This is a genomic window from Kordiimonas lipolytica (assembly GCF_042651265.1).
GTDB lineage: Bacteria > Pseudomonadota > Alphaproteobacteria > Sphingomonadales > Kordiimonadaceae > Kordiimonas > Kordiimonas lipolytica.
This window is the reverse complement of the sequence record NZ_JBHSCR010000003.1, coordinates 17709-35923: the sequence shown is the minus strand read 5'-3', so window position 1 is coordinate 35923 and position 18215 is coordinate 17709. Positions and strand designations below refer to the sequence as shown.

Below are 18215 nucleotides of genomic sequence, written 5' to 3'. Positions count from 1 at the left end.
GAAAGTCCGACACAGCGGCGCTTGAGATACACCCGCCGCCGAAACACTCATGAAAATGAGGAAATGCCATACTTCCAATAGCTCGCCCCCATTCTAGAAATTCACACCATGAAGTCTAATTCGTTTTAAAAAATGATATAACTAAATTAGAATTATTGATTTACAGCTCCCCTCAGCAGATGAATGAAATCCGTTTGTATGGGCGACGGGAACCAATCGTCCCGCGTTGTAATGCCAATGGGCCTCTGCTCAGACAAGGCCGGCACGTCCAGAATAGATACCCAATCGAGCTCCAGTTCCGCCCGAAGCTGATCCTTTGATACCAGCGACAGGAAATCGCCCTCCAGCAACAGCTCGCGGATCGTCATGATAGACCCGCACTCGACGGGCGTCTGCGGCAGGTTCCCCTCTGAAAACAGCCCGGCCCACAGCTTTCTGATGGGCGTTCCGGCGCCGGCAACGATCCAGGGATACTTGGCATAATCCGCCTCTCGCAGGTTCTTTTTCCCTGCCAGCGGATGATTCTTGCGCGCCACAATCACCGGCTTGTCGTAAAACAGAAGCTCCTGTTCAACCGGACCCGCCTCCACTTCGGGCCTCAGGGCCCCCAGAAGGAAATCCAGATCACCATTGCACAGAGGGTCATAAAGCTCCGCGCGCGATCCTTCCATCACCGAGACGCGCACGTCTGGATGAATTTTGTGGAACGCACTGACGGCCGCAGGCAACAGTTTTGCCCTTGAGAGCGGCATGGCGCCCACCCGGATCAGGCCCGCCCAGCGCCCCTGATGCCCCTGCACCTCATAGAGGCCGGTCTCCAGTTCCGTTTTCGCAAGCTTGCAGCGATTATAGTATCGCTTGCCCTGCCCCGACAGGATGATGCGGTTCCCGACCTTCTTCACCAGGTTATAGCCAAGGATGGCAGACAGGTCGTTCACCGACCGATGGAGCGCTGAAGCAGCCAGCCCCGTTCGCACTTGGGCAAGCTTGTAGCTGCCGGCTTCGGAAAGCTCGATCAGGGCCCGCATGTGGGTGAGGGAAACCTTGTTGTTGGATATGAATGCCAGTGCCCGCTTCACCCGCCTAATCAGGATCGTCGCGCATTCAGTCGGCTGCATGCCATCAGACATGCGCACAAACAGTTTGCAGTTCAGCTTGCGCTCAATCCCCGCGATCGCCTTTGTGATCGCTGGCTGGGTCAGGTTGGCGGCATCAGCCGCCGCTGACACGCTCTGCACTTCGGCCACCCTGATCAGCGCCTGCAAATGCCTTAAATTCAATGTCCAGATAACTGACATGAACGATGTGGTACCCTCATTCGTCTGTTTGTCAGGCCTTCACCAGCCCAAGCAGTTTGGCGGCATTATCTTTCAAAATCCCCGGCATGACCTCATCCCGGAAGCCAACCTTCTTCGCTGCCTCGATCCAGGCATCGGGGCGGATCAGCGGAAAATCTGACCCGAACAGCATTTTATGGCTCAGCTGCGTGTTGGCGTAGCGGATGATCTGTTCCGGGAAATATTTCGGCGACCAGCCGCTGAGGTCAATATAGACATTCGCCTTATGAAGCGCCATCGACAGGCTCTCGTCCGTCCAGGGCCAGCTGGGATGCGCCAGAATGAAATCGATATCGGGGAAATCTGCGGCGATTTCATCAACCAGCATTGGTTGGCCGTATTTCAGCTTCACGCCGCCGCCGCCCCTGAGCCCCGTTCCCATGCCCGAATGGCCGGTATGGAAAATGGCGGGCAGGCCATATTCCGCGATCACTTCGTAAATCGGATAGGCAATACGGTCGCCTGGGTCACAATTCTGCATCGGCGGGTGGAACTTGAAGCCCTTCACGCCGTAGTTTTCGATCAGGTCACGGGCTTCCCGCGCGCCCATTTTGCCCTTGTGCGGGTCAATGGAGGCAAAGGGTATAACCACGTCAGAATTGGCGTTCGCAAGGTCTGCGATTTCCTCATTCCGTATGCGCTTCGCCCCAAGCCCGGCTTCGCAGTCCACCGTGAACAGGCAAAAGGCCATATTCTGCTTGCGGTAATAGTCGATTGTTTCCTGCATGGTCGGCCGCTGGCGCGGAGCCTTGAAATAGGCGGAGGCAGCATCGAAAAACTTGCCCATCACTGGGTCTTCGGGGTCCGTGCAGGATACCTCGGCATGAACATGGACATCGATTGCGACTGTTTTTTCGAGGTCAATCACGCTGGACACTCCACCTTATCCATTAGTCTGCAGCCATGCGCCGAAGCTCGTGCTTCAACACCTTGCCAACACCATTGCGCGGCAATTCCTTTATGGCAAGCATCCGTTTAGGCACCTTGTAGCGCGCGAGCTTGCCATCGAGGAATTTTTCGATGTCCGCAAGCGCCAGTTCACCTGCCTTCGGCACATAGAACAGGCACCCCACTTCGCCCCAGCGGTCATCCGGCACGCCGGCAACCGCAAGCTCTGCAATACCGGGGTATTTGATCAGCAAGGCTTCGACCTCGGCGGGGTACACATTTTCGCCACCCGAAATGAACATATCTTTCTTGCGGTCTGTCACCTTATAGAAGCCGTCAGCGTCCTGTGTCAGGATATCGCCGGTGCGGAACCAGCCGTCCGGCGTCAGCGTTGCCTCGAAATCGGCCTCACGGCGCCAGTAACCGCATGTGATGTTCGGCCCCTTGAGCTGCAACTCACCCGCTTCACCGGGTGCCACCAGGTTACCTTCAGCGTCCACCAATCTGGCCTGCAGGCGAGGCGTGCCGATGCCCACACATCCAGCCTTGCGGTCGATCAGATTCTTATCAAGCGGCATGCCGAAAACGGTGCCTGCTTCGCTCATGCCGTAGCCGTCAACGATCGGGATATCATCCTGCAGCCATTCCCTGATCTGCGCCTCCGGGTGCGGGGCACCGCCGGTGAAGATGGCTTTCATGTTGCGCAAACGGTCCGGGTCGAAATTCTCTGCCGCCCGCAGCGCCACCGCCATCTGCGGCACACAGAAATAATGGGTGATCTTGAGGTCAGGATCAGAAAGCTTATCCAGAGTCTTTTCCGGGATAAACCGGTCTGATACCACCACCGTTCCGCCCATCAGGAAAGCCGGGCGAACCGACGTGACCATGCCGATGATATGGAACATCGGGGATTCGCACAGGAAACTGCTGTCTGCGTCCACCTCACCCAGAAGCGAGAAATTGATCGCTGTCTCGGTGAGATTGTTTTCGCTCAGCATCACGCCTTTCGGCAGGCCGGTGGTGCCGGACGTATAGAGCATCAACGAAGGAAGATTCCCTGCCCCCACACATCCGGCACCCTGGGAAGCCTTTTCGCCTTTTTGTTCGAGCTGGCTAATGTCTTCCGCGTCCACGCCCAGTTCTTCGGCCAGCTCATCACCGAAAATGACACTGGGTTCGCAGTCTTCAATCAGGGCAGCGATTTCAGCTTCGGAAAGGCGCCAGTTCAAGGGAACAAACAGCGCCCCCAGGCGCGCGCAGGCAAGGTGCAGCGCAATGATGTCAGCGCAATTCTTTGACAGGCAGGCGACACGGTCGCCCTCTCCGACGCCTTTTGCAGCCAAGTAGCCGGTAACACCCGCAATGAAGCCATCGAACTGGGCATACGTCCATGACCGGTTTGAGACCAGATCATGGACAGCCAGCTTCTTGCCATGAAGCTGCGCGTGGAAACGCACATAGTCCATCAGGACGCTCCGTTACGAATGCTTCGATTTGTCATAAGCCCCAAGCCCGGGCTTATAGCTCTTGTCATCGATAAACTGCCGGATGCCTTCCTTGCGCCCGTCATTATCGAACGAATTGGCTGCTTCCTGCGCACGGATCAGGAAATCTTCCGCATTGTCGTAGGTCATTTCCATCACGCGGCGCACGGCATCCTTGGTTGCCTTCAGGGCCACCGGATTTTTCTCAAGCAGCACATTCGCCACTTCCGTAACCCGGCCCTTGAGCTTATCAAGCGGCACGGACTCGTTCACCAGGCCCCATTCCGCAGCCTTTTTGCCATCGATGTTTTCGCCCATCATGGCATGATACATGGCATTGCGCATATTCAGGAGGTTGGTCGCAACCTTGGTGGCCCCGCCACCCGGCAGGATACCCCAGTTGATTTCGCTCAGGCCGAACTGGGCCTCATCGGCGGCAAAGGCCAGGTCACAGGCGTGCAGTGGGCCATAGCCGCCACCAAAGCACCAGCCGTTCACCATCGCGATCGTTGGCTTCTGATACCAACGCAGGCGGCGCCACCAGCCGTATGCCTCGCTCTGGGATTTCCGTACCGCACCAAGGCCCTGTGCCTCGGTCTCGCGGAAATATTCCTTGAGGTCCATCCCCGCGGACCAGGCCGACCCTTCGCCGGTCAGCACCAGCACGCCAACCTCGTCGCTGAACTCAAGCTCATCGAGCACCCGCATCATCTGGCGATTGAGCTTCGGGCTCATGCAGTTGCGTTTCTCCGGGCGGTTAAACTTGACCCAGGCAATACCATTTTCAATGGTGTATGCGACTGTGTCTTCTTCCTTGCGCTCTGCTTCAGTCATTGTTCTTACTTTCCTTATTACTCGAATAAATTCAGGTCCAGACTTGGCCTAGATCGGATAGTGCCCGGGCTCAGAAGCCACAGTAATCCAGCGAAGTTCGGTAAAGCTGTCGATCCCGGCCTTGCCGCCAAACTTGCCGTAACCGGATGCCCCAACGCCACCGAACGGCATTTGCGCCTCATCCTGAACGGTTGGGCTGTTCACATGGCAGATACCAGATTTGATCTGGCGGGCCACCTTAAGGCCGCGCGCTGCATCGCGTGTGAAGACTGCGGCAGACAGGCCGTATTCGCTATCATTTGCGATGCGGATGGCGTCGGCCTCGTCTTTCGCGCGGATCATGGCCACCACCGGGCCGAAACTTTCGTCACGGTACAGCTTCATGTCAGATGCCACGCCGTCAACCAGGGTCGCTGGCATCAGAACGGAATCCGCCTTGCCGCCAGCCAAAAGCTTGGCGCCATGGCCCACAGCGTCATCAATAAGGGCATTCACCTTTGAAACGGTTTTCTGGTCCACAACGGCACCAAGCGGGGTATTGCCCTCGCGCGGGTCGCCGGTGGCCATGGATTTCACTTTCGCCGCCAGTTTTTCAGCGAAGGCATCGGCCACCGCGTCCACAACAATGATGCGTTCCGTGGACATGCAAATCTGCCCCTGGTTCATGAAGGCACCAAAGGCTGCGGCCTTTACTGCCTCATCAAGGTCAGCGTCCTCCAGCACCAGGAACGGCGCTTTGCCGCCCAGTTCCAAGAGGCAGGGCTTAAGGTGCTCGGCCGCGCGCTTGGCAATGATGCGCCCCACCTCGGTTGAGCCGGTGAAATTGATGCGTTTGACAGATGGATGGTCGATCAGGGCACCAACGACATCGCCCGCATCTTCCGGCGCGTTGGTCACAACATTGACCGTACCTTCAGGGAAGCCTGCCGCCTCAAGCGCTTCAATGATCAGCCCGTGTGTCCGGGGGCAGATTTCAGACGCTTTCAGAATAACCGAATTACCGCAGGCCAGCGCCGTGGCAACCGCCCGCACGCCCAGAATGATCGGCGCATTCCAGGGCGCAATGCCAAGGATCACACCAACCGGCTCGCGGACCGCCATGGCCAGGAAGCCCGGCTTGTCAGACGGGATAACCTCTCCGCCGATCTGGGTGGTAATCGAAGCCGCCTCACGCATCATGGATGTCGCAAGCATCAAGTTGAACATCGCCCAGCCCGCGGTCGCGCCAATCTCATTCATCATGGCTTCGACAAATTCATCCTGCTTGGACGAAAGCGCGGCTGCGGCGTCCAGAAGCACAGTACGGCGCGCATTGGGGCCCATTTTGGACCACTCAGCGAAACCTTTTTCCGCCGCTTCAACAACGGCGGGGATATCTGCTGGCTTCATGGCGGCAGCACTGCTGGCCACCTCACCTGTCAGCGGGTTGATACGGTCAAAATTCATTGGATTCTCCCTTGGCGCGCCCACCATCTTCGGAATTCAAACGCTTCACTCTAAACATTATCCACATTTTTTAAAATTGGGAGGCCCCGCAAGGCCTCCCACCTTCGGGAAAGGGACCCTAGAAATTCATTCCCACGGTGACACCGAAGGTCCTTGGCGCTGCCAGGAAGCCAGCGTTCGTCCGGGAAGAGTTCAGGATGAACGTACCCTGGTAGATGGTCTCGTTCGTCAGGTTTTTACCCCAGACATTGACCGACCACCGATCGTCAGGCGACGTGAACCGAAGGCTTGCGTCCATTGTGGTCACGCCTTCCTGGCTCAGGGCTTCATGGTTGAACTGGGAGAAATATACCCGGCCCTTGTGCGTCATGGACGCTGTGGCCTCTGCGAACCAATCGGAACCAGGCAGGTGCGTGTTCACTGCGAGACCGATGGTGCCTGCCCACTTAGGCGACTGGACCATGCGGTTGCCACCAAGCTGTTGCGACAGGTCAATACCCGCATCAATCAGCCCAAGCTGCTGGTAAACAGTGTCAAACGGGTCTGTAGTAACATAGTCATCGAATGTCGCATCGAGGAAGGTCGTGGAACCAAACACACGCACATTCTCTGTCGCCATGAAGTTGAACTCTGCCTCAAGACCTTTGATCTCCGCAGACGCTGCGTTTTCATAGACAAGCGTGAAGCCGCTGGTGCCGGCCGGAACACTGCGGCCTTGCTGCAAGTTGGTGAAGTCATAGTAGAACGCAGCGGCATTGAACTGCAGGCGACGATCAAGGAACAGGCCCTTCAGACCGACTTCATAAGCATCGACAATTTCCGGATCCAGCACTGGCGAGCGCTGGCCGGTCAGGAAGATGCCGCTTTTGAAGCCTTTGGAATAGCCAGCATACATCAGCACGTCGTCATTTGCCTTCCACTCAAGGCGAACGCTTGGCGTGAATTTGCTGAAGCTCTTCTCATCCGCGAATGTCAGAACCGGTGCACCCGGCGCCGTCCAGCGGTCTGTGTCACCCTGTTTCTTTTCGTGGCTATAGCGGCCACCGATGTTCAGGCTGAGCTTGTCTGAGATGTCATAGGCCACGTTGGCAAACAGCGCATAGGCATCTGTGTCACTGGTGCCGCGGAAATGGAAACAGAGAACGGAAGGATCTGCACCGATAATCTGGTCAGACACATTGTCGTCGAACCCGCAACCCGCGAGGCCTGGCACTGCATCCGCGACAAACTGTGGCACAATCGGAATATCCAAACGGTTATCCGAACTGATCTTCTCACTGTAGTAATAGGCACCAACCAGGCCGTGCAGGCGGTCTGTGTCGAAGTTCAGGCGCAATTCTTCACTGAACTGCTTGGTGTCGAAGCTTTCAGACCAGATGTAGAAATCATTTGCCGTCATGTCGAAGTCAGCCTGTGGCGTCTTCTCGAACGTCTGATAGTTGGTCAGCGACGTCAGCGTGAATGTGTCATTCAGGTCCACGTTCAGTTCAGCGGTGAAGCTGTCCTGGTTGCGCTTGTTCTGCAGGTTCACGTTGGAATTGATATCCCGTGGGTCTGTTGCCCGGATGCCGTCAGTTGGCTGTGGCTCAAGCGCAGGCAGCGGGGCTGGATCATAGGATGCCGCGCGGAATTTTGGGATATAGTTCCGGTCGTCTTCTTCATGGTGCTCTGCCGCGAGCCTGAGGGACGCGCCTTCGGAGATATTCCACAGGAGCTGACCACGGAAGGAGATCTGATCCGCATCGTCAATGTCGCTGCCGTCAGCGATGTTTTCGCCGTAACCGCCACGGTTAACGTAACGAACAGCAACACGGCCCATCAGGTTGTCGCTCAGCGACCCGCCAACTGCACCTTCAAACTTGATCAGGTCATAGTTACCGTACGTCAGGCGGGCATAGCCTTCTGTTTCTTCCGTTGGCTGGTTGGTAATCACGTTCACGGAACCACCAGTGGCGTTCCGGCCATAAAGCGTACCCTGCGGGCCGCGCAGTACCTCGATCCGAGCAATATCGAACAGCGCGCCAAACTGCGCCGAAGACTGGCCGATCACAGCACCGTCAATATGCATGGCCACAGATGGGTCACCGCCCGCGAACGGGTTATCGGTACCAACACCGCGAACCATTACTTGCGCAAAACCGAAGCTTTCGCCGATTTGCAGGCTGGGCGCCATATTCTGCAGGTCTTCAATATTGTTGAAGTTGGTGCGGTCCAGCTCGTCACTACCGATCGCCGTGATCGCAGCCGCGATATCCTGGCTGCTTTGCAAACGCTTCTGCGCGGTCACCATGATCTCTTCGATCGCAAATCCGCCAGCATCCGCTGCTTCACCAGCGTCCTGTGCGTAAGCAGCCGGCACACCAAAGCCTGCAGCAAGGATGGTTGTTGTCAATGCGGCCCGCCTGAAACGATTGGCCGCCCCCGTTAATTCAAAAGACTTAGTCATGATATTCCCTCCTCTGTCATCGGGCTTCCCCGAGACTTTCCCTTGATTAGTTCATGGAGCCAGTGCGCCTTCCCCGCGCATGGTTGAGAGATTATTCAATTATTGGAATGGATAGAATTGCACGTAGTGCCAGAAAACTTTGCAAAAAAAGCACATGCGATCACTCTTGCATTTCCTCAGTATTCGGTGCGCCGGCGGTCCGGCGATAGTCCCTGGGCGATACGCCAGTCCAGGCCTTGAAGGCGCGCGTGAACACCGCCGGGTCAGAAAACCCGACCGCTTCGGCCACGGCCGCCAGCGGCATGGTGCGTTTCGTCAGCAAATAGACAGCATGGTCGCACCGCACCAAATTCTTGAGCTTCTGGTATGATGTGCCCTCGTCACTGAGCTTTCGGATCAGCGTGCGCCTGGTCATGTGCAGGGTGTCAGCCACTTCATCAATAACGGGGAAGCTGTCCGGCAGCTTCTTCTTCAGCATGCGCTTCAGCTCAGAGGTGAGGCTGAAGTCGGTCTTGGGCTGGATGAAGAAGTCGTTTGGGCACCGTTTTATGAATCGCTTCAAGGCAGCCTTGTTTCGCAAAATTTCATGATCAAGGAACTTCCTGTGGAACGAAAAGCCCTGAAAATCTGCGCCGAAGTGATGTTCGCCCGGGAACAGATAAGCATATTCGGAAACATATTTGGGCGGCGCATAATCGAAATAAACAACGTTCAACACCACATTTTCAGAAATCAGCCATGATGCAAACCGGTGCCAGCCCATGAGGTTGATTTCGGCAAACAGGTGAGACTTATCGAGTTCGGGCGACACCATATGAAACTTGAGGATGGCCTGATCGCCCTCCTCCTTCAGTTCCATGCTGAAAGCGTCTGTTACCATGGCATAAAAGCGTATTCCCATCAGGAGCGCCTGCCTGAGGTTACGCTCGCCAATGGCAACAGTACCCATCATATGGAAAGAGCCCCGGGGAATGGTGCTTGCCGACAAGCCCATGGCTTCATCTTCAACGCCGTCCCATATCCCCTGAACGATCACCGCCAGCTTTTCGGTGTCCACCCGAACGCCCGGCGCGTTAATGGCCTCCGGGCTGATTCCGGCGCGCGACAGCAGCCCCTGAGCGTCCAGCCCCTTGCGGTCAGCCAGCCGGTAAAGTTCGCTCAGGAAAATATTGGCTGCAGTCATTGCCGCCTACCGTTTCTCCCCGTCAGGCCTTGCCGGTGTCGGCTGCCTGCTCTGCGGGTTTCAGCAGGTATATTACACCCGCAGCCAACAGTGCGCCAATCCCCATCACGATGGATACGGTCATAAGGCCATGGCCCGCGCTGAACAGAAGGCCCGCGATGACGGGCCCAAGCGCCGCACCGCCGCGCCCGATGCCAATCACGATGCCAGTACCACTGGCCCGAACTTCAGCCGGGAAGCTGCTGGCTATCAGGGCATAGAAGCCAACCACGCCCGCGTTGGTGAAGAAGCCGGTCATGGCCGCGACTGCAGACAGGGTTGGAATGCTTTCCTGCCCAAGCCCGAAGACACAGATCATCACAAACGACAGCACAAGCACGCCGATAAGCGACTTGCGCAGCCTTTCGCCGCTAGCAATCAGACCAAGAACAAGCGCCCCGGTTGCGCCGCCCACATTGGCCCAAACAAGAACTGAACCGGCGAGAGACGCCTCATACCCCATATCCACGACGATCTTGGGAATCCATTTCAGGATATAATAGAAGGTCATGATGTGGGTGAAATAGCCGATGATCAGCAAAAGCGTGAGGCGGCGGAACTTGTCCGTGAACAGCACCTTGTAGCTGTTGCTTTTCCCCTCTGGCAGAAGGGCGGGCAAGGCGGAAACGGCCTCGTGCCCCATTTTCTTCAGCGTCTTGTTGATCTTCTCAAGGGCCCCGGCCGGTTGTTTATGGCTGAGGTAGCCAATGGATTCCGGCAGAAGGAACCAGACAATCAGCAGGAAGGCGCCCGTTACAATGGCGCCAAATACAAAAATTGCACGCCAGTCAAACTGTTCCAGCAGCATTGTGGCGACGGACCCACCGGCAATTGCCCCCAGGGGATACCCCGCAGCCATCAGGATCACGGCAAGGTTCCGCCTCTTGGCATTGGAAAATTCGGCAACCATGGCGTTCGTGGAGGCCAGCATGCCGCCGATGCCCAGCCCTGTGGCAAAGCGGATCACCAGCAGCTCATTCACAGATGACGCCAGAGACGCCAGATACATACCGATGGTCATGAGCACGAGACACAAGAGGATCGTCGGGCGCCTGCCGAACCTGTCAGCCAAACCGCCCAGTGTGATCGAGCCGATCGCCATGCCGAACAGCTCCATCGCCAACACGACGCCGAGCTCAGCCCGGCTGATCGACCATTCGGCGGCAATCCCCGGCGACGCGAAGCTGATTGCAAGCACATCAAAGCCATCCAGCGCATTCAACAGAATGCAGATGGTCACCGCCATGATCTGAAAGCCATTCATTGGCGCCCGATCCAATATCTGGGCCGGATCCATAATTTTACCCGTGGTACTCATTCATTCCCTCCCTGCTGCATGGTGTGCCGCTGGTCCTGACCCGCTGAAAACTGCTTCCCACTTGTTCCCAAAGGTTTTCGTCCTGCCATGCAGGCGCGCTGACCAGGCAGCATATGCTTGCAACCAACATTGCTATATAATATAGCATTTGCCGAACCATATACCTATCCGCGGAAGAGAGTCCATTGGTATTTGACCCACTTCGAAAGTATCCCGGCTACGCCCTCAGGCGGGCATCAACCATGTCCATGTCTGACCTGTCTTCACGGCTTGCAGACCTGGATTTACGGATCAGCGACGCTACGGTCCTTCTGGTTATTGTGTCCAACCCCGGCGTCAGGCAAAGCGCTATCTGCAAAGCACTGGATATCGCCCGGGCAAATATCGCACCGCTGATTGCGCGCCTCGAAGAACGCACTCTCATCGTTCGTAAGCCCCTGGACGGGCGGTCTCACGGGCTTGAACTGACACCTGAGGGCGAGAAGCTCACCGCACAGGTCATGACAATTGTTGAAGAACACGAACGCAGCATTCTGGACAAAATACCGGAAAACCTGCGCGAGCCCTTCATGCTGGCGCTTGGGCACTTATGGTCGCCGGCAGACTAGACAGCCTGCCGGCTTCCGGGGGTTCACCCGCACGTTAGCAGGTTGCCATATCCTTGACGAAATTGATTGTGCCCGAAAAGGCAGCGAAGGTGAAAAAATGGATGCCCCAGATGTTCAGGCTGGGCTCTGCCGCCTGAGCTTCTGAAAGTGCTGTCAAAATTTTCTCCGGCGTTTCACCAGACGCGAGGTTCTTTGCAAGCTGCTGACGTTCCTTCAGCGCCCGCATCGATGCGCCAACGCCGCAGATCACCGCGTATTTAAGGAGCGTTGTCCGCTTCGCGGGGCCCGCAACACCAACGCGGATGCGTTCCTTGATGCCCATGGCCCGCAAGCGCCGGATGTGGCGCACAACAGGCTCCGGGTCAAAACAGACCTGGCTGATCAACACACACTCAAGGCCATGATCCCTAGCCGCCTGCACCTTATCCAGAAGCGCTTGATCCAGCACTTCATCGGCCACACGCGGATGTCCCTCAGGGTAGGTCCCAAGCGCGATCTTGGTGATGCCGTATTTTTCCAGAAGGCCGGAGTTGATGATCTGCAGGCTGCAGTCAAGGCTGCCAGCAGGCTTGTCGCGGTCACCGCCCAGAACAAGAGCGCGGTCCACGCCTGCCTCAGATGACAGGCGCTTTAGCAGATTTTCGAGCGCTTCAAGGCTTTCAATGTTGCGGGCCACGATATGCGGCACCGGCACCAGCCCGGCATCGGTCAGATGCTTGGCGGCCGATACCAGCCGGTCTGCGGTATCCGTGGGCAGGGACGCGATATAAACCCGCGACCCTGGATCCATCAGATCAGCTGCAGCATCGAGCGACTTGCGGTCTGGCGCTGTCACTTCGGCTGAATAATCCTTCAGCACCTGCGCAAGCGCCGTTTTGCTGCCATCTGCCTTGAACGTCATGACCCTAGCCCCTTGAGCATGCAGATCATGCATCACCGGTCCGCCAACCGGCCGCGTAAGTTTCGCGCGCGACCTTGGAATATGGCACAGGGCTGACAACCGCACGGATTTCAAGCTGCTTGTGCTTTTCAACCGTCGGCTTATTGGTGCCGCCATCTGGCTCGCCCCACAGGACCTTGACTTCCTGGCCGATCTCGACGCGCGGATCAACGGTCGCGAGCGACAGTACAGTACGCTCGTTTGCGCTATAGCCTGTGAACATGGACAGGCCAACATCATGTCCGCCATGGGTCACGGCGTCATAGTTGGAGGACGCATAGTTCGCGAGCGGCAGGTCGAAGAACTTATAGTTTTCTTCGCCCGTGAAGTAGGACGCGAACAGTTTCGCAACATCTTCACCGTTCCAGGCCAGGGTCACCTTGCGGCGCTGGCTGTCGCCATCCATTTTCTCAAGCGCTTCACGACCGATAAAGTCGTGGTCGAACTTGATGAACGGACCATAGCCCAGTTCAAACGGCGTCATGTAATAGTCTTCGATATTGTCGGACACGAAGCTGCCGCCGATGGAGCCCATGGCCTCATAGCTGTTGGCCGGGAGCCACTCGCGGTAGGCTTTCATCTTGTCGCCTGTGTAGATCGCAGGCAGCGGTGACGGGATCCAGCCTGATTCGAGCGTGTTGGTCGCATAAGTACGGGAGCCAACCAGCGTCAGGCCAAATTCACGGCCCGCTTCCATGATGGTGTCACGGATTTCCAGATATTCGTCATAAGGGCCCCAAATCTCCAGACCGGGAGCGCCTGCCATGCCGTGGCGAAGTGCGCTAACCTTGCGTCCGCCGATATTCATGGTGCCCATATGGAAGAACTTCAGCTCAGGCATTGGGCCGCCGTTCAGCTTTTCAATCACCTGCCAGGCGTTCGGGCCCTGAATCTGGAAGCGGTAGTTCTTGCGAACAACCGGGCGACCCATCGGCATGGATGGGGAGCGGTCATCATAAATGATCTCTACGTCATAACCGCCGGTTTCAGCATGGAACTGAATCCAGTTTGCCGAAGGCGCGCGGCCAACAAACACCAGATGGTTTTCTTCCAGGTGGAACAGGATGCCGTCGCCAATCACATGGCCGTCATAGCTGCAAGGCACGAACTGCTTCGCGCGGCCAACCGGAAAGTTATTGAAGGTGTTGATCGCAAGGTCGGATACAAGCTTCACCGCGTCCGGGCCGTTGATGAACAGGTCCACCATATGGTGGGACTGGTCAAAAAGCACTGCCTTGTCGCGCCAGGCGCGCTGTTCATCGCGCCAGTTCGAAAATTCGGTAGGAACTACCGGATAAACATAGGCACCAATCTGCGAATTGCGCAGCATATCAACTGTATTTCCAGCGCCCGCAAGCACCTGTTCCAAATTACTTTTACTCATCCGACTTTCCTCCTCATCTCTGGAATTGCATGCAAACTGGAAGACATTCGCGTTCGATCACGCGGCCAGCCCACACGCAAGCTACGCTACTGTCCTATATTGCATGCAATTATATGTCAATAACTATTTAAATCGGCATATTTTCTATTTTTTTGTTGATTTTGCATGCAATTTTGCCTTTCTCTGTGTCAGCGCTTATGATTATGCAAGCAAAAGGAGCCTCTCAATGAACCCGTTTTTTGTCCTGACACTCTCCTGCAAGAACCGCCCAGGGATCGTGGCGGATGTGTCCACGCTCCTTTTCCAGGCCGGCGCCAACATTCTGGAAGCCCAGCAATTTGACGATGAGGAAACAGGCCAGTTCTTCATGCGCGTTCAGTTCAACCTGCCTGAAGGCAAGAGCGACGATGTCGGGTCCATCCGGCAGGATATGGAAGGCGTGGCCGACAAGTTCGGCATGGACTGGCGCCTGAGCGACAGCCGGGAGCGGAAGAAAACCCTGATGCTGGTCTCCAAGTTCGACCACTGTTTGGGCGATCTGCTGTACCGCGTGCGCATTGGCGAACTGGATACGGATGTTGTGGGTGTCATTTCAAACCACCCGCAGGAGGCCCTGAACCTGACAACCATCGGCGACATACCCTATCACCATCTGCCGATCACAAAGGAAACCAAGCCGCAGCAGGAAGCACAGATCAAGGCGATCATCGAGGAAACAGGCGCGGAGCTGATTGTGCTGGCGCGCTATATGCAAATCCTGTCCGATGACTTCTCGCGCTATCTGGAAGGCCGCTGCATCAACATCCACCATAGCTTCCTGCCGGGCTTCAAGGGCGCCAAGCCTTATCACCAGGCGCATTCGCGCGGCGTGAAGATGATTGGTGCCACCGCCCACTTCGTGACCGCAGATCTGGATGAAGGCCCCATTATCGCGCAGGATGTCGAAGCCGTCAGCCACCGGGACAAACCAGATGACCTGGTGCGCAAAGGACGTGACGTGGAAAGGCGAACACTTGCCCGCGCGGTGCATTATTTCCTGACAGACAGGGTGCTGGTCAACGGTTCAAAAACTGTGGTGTTCGAGGACTAGCACCTCAAAATCAGCAACAGGTAGCGCCGCTAATCCTTGCCGCGGCGCACAAGCTGCGCGCCCGGGATTTTCGCGAACAGGTCTTCCTGCTTCATCGCGGACCTGAGGTTGGCGGCAGCAAGACGGGCGTGTTCCTGCCCCATGGCAAAGGCCCTTCCGCCGTCCCGCTGTTCTATCGCCTCAATAAGCGCTGCGTGCTGGTATTGGGCGTTCAAGAGGATGTCGAACTTGCGCTCGCGCTCCACCTGCACCTTCACAAAAGCGTTCGGCGAGGCAAACGGCAGCGCCGTAATCTGGGACAGGCTGCGTTCCAGCATCGGGCACTTGGCCAGCTTCAGCATCTCATCATGGAACTGTTCGTTCAGCTCCACATACTGTTCAAAAATTTCGTCTTCATCGCCCCCGTGGCGGACCACCTCTTCGATCCGGGCGTAAATCCTGCGCAGGGGGTCTGCCTCAGACTTGCTCCCCAGCCGTTCTGCAGCCATGCGGGCCGCAGTGCCTTCGAGCGTGCCCCTGATCTCAATCGCGTCGAAAATATCGTCGACGGAAAAGTCGCTGACCACAAACCCACCGCGCGACAGCGGCTTCAACAGGCCTTCATAGGCAAGTTGCCCCAGTGCAAGGCGCACGGGCGTGCGGGAAATCCCCAGAACATCCACCATCGCCAGCTCGGAAATACGCTCGCCGGGCTTGAAATGGCCAGAGATCACAAGCTCGCGCAAGCGCATGATGGCCTTTACCTGTTGGCGTGATCTGGACTGTTCCATGGTTTCTCTCTCCGGACTACTGAGGGACACCCTAATAGCATCTTCGCGCCATAGCAATCCTGCGCGCGCCCCTTTACCACCATGCTGCGGTATTGTACTTATAGATCAATGATTGCAACCTTGGGCCAATTCCAATGACCATGAATGTCAGCCAAATCCCCTGGTACAGCCTTTACGGCGAAACGCCGGACGCCGAAAGCGCGGACGACATTCATGTGGAATTCATTGAAGATAGAAGCCGGGAAGACGGCTGGCTGATCAAGCCGCATCGGCACACGCAGCTTTTCCAAATCATCTGTATTTTCAAGGGGAAAACTGTCGTTCATCTGGAAACTGACCAGCACACGACGGAAGGGATCACCATCATCACCATGCCAGTGGGCACGGTGCATGGGTTCGAATTCGGCCCCGGCAGCGAAGGGGTTGTGATTTCGATCAGGGAAAGCGCCCTGAGTGGCGGCGAATATGAAAAATCCTTGCACTTTTTGCGCCCGATCATAGAGACACCGATCATCACATCGCTTGATCAGGACAACACGAGTGTGGCGGACCTGAAGCTTTATATTCAGCAAATTCGCCAGGAATTCAAAGGTGCGGCTGGGGGGCGGTCCCAAAGCCTCAGGCTTCTCTTTAGCCTGCTTCTCCTGACCTTGCGGCGACACCTTGACACCCAGCATCTTGAAGCCGCCGGCTCCCATTCGGACACCCGTATCCTTGCCCGCTTCAAGCAGCTTGTTGATGAACACTATCAGGAACACTGGACGGTCACTGATTACGCCGAAAAGCTGAATACATCCAAGTCCACGCTGAACCGAATGTGCCGGGGCGGCATGCATTCAAGCGCAAAGGCGCTCATACAGGCCCGACTGATCAACGAAGCCAAGCGCCTCTTGATCTATACCCGCCAGCCCGCCGACCAGGTTGCCTACACCCTTGGCTTCAAAGACCCCGCCTATTTCTCCCGCGCTTTCAAGAAAGCCACGGGCATGGCACCCGGCCAGTACCGCGAATCCCATGACCGGGAAACATTCCAGAATCAATAAACTGGCCCCTTAGTACAAACATCACTGCCTTATTTGGCAAAAAACCAATCACTTTGGCCCAAAAGTACAAGATTGCGGGTCGATAGTGAATTTCATACCAGCCCCCCGCTCCCTTACACTTTCCGCTCATTGGAAATGCGGGAGAAGCCACCATGGCATGGGAAGAAAAGCCATATCACAAGATACCCGGCACCTATGTGTTCGACGGCAAACGGTCGGCGAACGCCTATGAGCTGAACAAAATGCTCTTTTCCTTCAACCGGGAGGAAAACCGCAAAGCCTATGAAGCAGACCCGGCAGCTTATGCTGACAAATACGGCCTGCCCGCCAACCAGAAAGACGCGCTCCTCAAGGGTGACTTCCTTGAACTGCTGCGCCAGGGCGGCAACATCTATTATATGGCCAAGCTTGCTGTTCCTGCCGGTTTCTCGGTTCAGGACGTTGGCGCCGCCTTCCACAACATCCCCACAGACGCCTTCAAGCAGCACCTCTTGGATCAAAGCGAAGGCTTTCAGGACAAGCTAGAGGAACGGGAAGGATACTGGCATGGCTAAGCTGATTGGCGGCATCACCACATCGCACATCCCCGCCATCGGCAACGCGATGGCAAACAAGCTGGAACAGGACCCATATTGGAAACGCTTTTTCGACGGCTATGAGCCGGTGAAAGAGTGGCTGGCTGAGAAGCAACCGGACATCGCCATTGTTGTGTATAATGACCACGGCCTGAACTTCTTCCTTGATAAAGTGCCCACGTTCGCACTGGGCTGCGCCAAAACATATGAGAATGCTGACGAAGGCTGGGGCCTGCCCTCATCCACCAACTTTGAAGGCGACGAGGAGTTTTCCTGGCACCTTGCCAACTCGCTGGTGGAACAGGAATTCGACATCACAACCTGCCAGGAAATGCTGGTGGACCACGGCCTTGTGGTACCCATGGGGCTGATGTGGCGGCACCTAGGCCATTGGCCCGTGAAGGTTATCCCGCTGGCCGTGAACACGGTTATTCAGCCGCTTCCGTCCGCCAAGCGCTGTCTTGACCTGGGGAGAGCGCTCGGCAAAGCCATTGCATCGTATCCTGAGGACAAAAAGGTTGTGATCATCGGCACGGGCGGCCTGTCGCACCAGCTGCAGGGCGAACGCGCGGGCATCATCGATGTGGATTATGACCTTGAGTGCATGGAGCACATCATCAGCGACCCGGATTGGCTGGCGCGGCAGAGCCACAGCGAAATCATTGAGAAAGCCGGTACCGAAGGCATTGAAGTGATCATGTGGCTGGTGATGCGCGGGGCGCTACCCGCCAAAGTAAATGCGCTGCACAAACATTATCACGCGCCCATTTCAAACACCGGCGCAGGCGTGCTGCTTCTGGAAAATCCGGACGCAGCCTGAAAAACCACCT

General features: G+C 56.5%; 16 protein-coding genes. 5 read left to right on the top strand and 11 right to left on the bottom strand.

The genetic code is table 11. The annotated features are described in order from the left end of the window. Window positions 1-152: 152 nt before the first annotated feature. The 8 genes from ACFO5Q_RS04525 to ACFO5Q_RS04490 all read right to left on the bottom strand — a co-directional run bounded on the left by ACFO5Q_RS04525 (window position 153) and on the right by ACFO5Q_RS04490 (window position 10975). Complete coding sequence (locus tag ACFO5Q_RS04525; protein WP_082720030.1) at window positions 153-1298, bottom strand: LysR substrate-binding domain-containing protein; 1146 nt, start codon at window positions 1296-1298, stop codon at window positions 153-155. Window positions 1299-1329: 31 nt separating this feature from the next. Continuing rightward, entirely contained in the window at window positions 1330-2202 is an 873-nt protein-coding gene (locus ACFO5Q_RS04520; RefSeq protein ID WP_068151422.1) for an amidohydrolase family protein, read from the bottom strand. A 25-nt stretch (window positions 2203-2227) separates the two neighbouring features. Continuing rightward, entirely contained in the window at window positions 2228-3691 is a 1464-nt protein-coding gene (locus ACFO5Q_RS04515) for an AMP-binding protein (RefSeq protein WP_068151242.1), read from the bottom strand. Between the two features lie 12 nt (window positions 3692-3703). Then, window positions 3704-4543 (bottom strand): p-hydroxycinnamoyl CoA hydratase/lyase, encoded by an 840-nt coding sequence (locus ACFO5Q_RS04510; protein WP_068151240.1) that lies wholly within the window; start codon window positions 4541-4543, stop codon window positions 3704-3706. Between the two features lie 48 nt (window positions 4544-4591). Next, the gene (locus tag ACFO5Q_RS04505) at window positions 4592-5989 is read right to left on the bottom strand and encodes an aldehyde dehydrogenase (protein ID WP_068151237.1); all 1398 of its coding nucleotides are present in this window, start codon (window positions 5987-5989) and stop codon (window positions 4592-4594) included. 118 nt (window positions 5990-6107) lie between these two features. Next, window positions 6108-8435 carry a TonB-dependent receptor gene (locus ACFO5Q_RS04500; RefSeq protein WP_068151233.1) on the bottom strand — a complete coding sequence of 776 codons (2328 nt, stop codon included), beginning with the start codon at window positions 8433-8435 and terminating at the stop codon, window positions 6108-6110. Window positions 8436-8595: 160 nt separating this feature from the next. After that, on the bottom strand, window positions 8596-9618 hold the full coding sequence (locus ACFO5Q_RS04495) for an AraC family transcriptional regulator (protein WP_068151230.1): 1023 nt from the start codon (window positions 9616-9618) through the stop codon (window positions 8596-8598). Window positions 9619-9640: 22 nt separating this feature from the next. Further along, complete coding sequence (locus tag ACFO5Q_RS04490; protein WP_068151227.1) at window positions 9641-10975, bottom strand: MFS transporter; 1335 nt, start codon at window positions 10973-10975, stop codon at window positions 9641-9643. Window positions 10976-11160: 185 nt separating this feature from the next. On the opposite strand from ACFO5Q_RS04490, the gene ACFO5Q_RS04485 reads away from it, so the two are divergent. Next, entirely contained in the window at window positions 11161-11583 is a 423-nt protein-coding gene (locus ACFO5Q_RS04485) for a MarR family winged helix-turn-helix transcriptional regulator (protein WP_197421245.1), read from the top strand. Window positions 11584-11617: 34 nt separating this feature from the next. Here the strand turns inward: ACFO5Q_RS04485 and ACFO5Q_RS04480 are convergent, their stop codons facing one another. Further along, window positions 11618-12484, bottom strand: coding sequence for a methylenetetrahydrofolate reductase (locus tag ACFO5Q_RS04480; RefSeq protein ID WP_068151222.1), 867 nt, complete (start codon window positions 12482-12484; stop codon window positions 11618-11620). Between the two features lie 25 nt (window positions 12485-12509). Next, entirely contained in the window at window positions 12510-13907 is a 1398-nt protein-coding gene (ligM, locus tag ACFO5Q_RS04475; protein WP_068151219.1) for a vanillate/3-O-methylgallate O-demethylase, read from the bottom strand. 226 nt (window positions 13908-14133) lie between these two features. Between ligM and purU the strand changes: the two genes are divergently transcribed. After that, window positions 14134-14997, top strand: a complete 864-nt coding sequence (gene purU, locus ACFO5Q_RS04470) for a formyltetrahydrofolate deformylase (protein WP_068151217.1) — start codon at window positions 14134-14136, stop codon at window positions 14995-14997. A 29-nt stretch (window positions 14998-15026) separates the two neighbouring features. On the opposite strand, the gene ACFO5Q_RS04465 is transcribed toward purU, so the two are convergent. Next, the gene (locus tag ACFO5Q_RS04465; RefSeq protein WP_068151214.1) at window positions 15027-15767 is read right to left on the bottom strand and encodes a GntR family transcriptional regulator; all 741 of its coding nucleotides are present in this window, start codon (window positions 15765-15767) and stop codon (window positions 15027-15029) included. A 134-nt stretch (window positions 15768-15901) separates the two neighbouring features. Here ACFO5Q_RS04465 and ACFO5Q_RS04460 point away from each other — a divergent pair, with 134 nt between their 5' ends. The 3 genes from ACFO5Q_RS04460 (at window position 15902) to ACFO5Q_RS04450 (ending at window position 18205) form a co-directional block, all read left to right on the top strand. Beyond that, window positions 15902-16810, top strand: a complete 909-nt coding sequence (locus tag ACFO5Q_RS04460; RefSeq protein ID WP_068151211.1) for a helix-turn-helix domain-containing protein — start codon at window positions 15902-15904, stop codon at window positions 16808-16810. Window positions 16811-16962: 152 nt separating this feature from the next. Beyond that, window positions 16963-17364 (top strand): protocatechuate 3,4-dioxygenase, encoded by a 402-nt coding sequence (locus ACFO5Q_RS04455; protein WP_068151208.1) that lies wholly within the window; start codon window positions 16963-16965, stop codon window positions 17362-17364. Continuing rightward, window positions 17357-18205 (top strand): class III extradiol dioxygenase family protein, encoded by an 849-nt coding sequence (locus tag ACFO5Q_RS04450; protein ID WP_068151203.1) that lies wholly within the window; start codon window positions 17357-17359, stop codon window positions 18203-18205. The genes ACFO5Q_RS04455 and ACFO5Q_RS04450 overlap by 8 nt, the downstream gene beginning before the upstream one ends. Window positions 18206-18215: the final 10 nt, after the last annotated feature.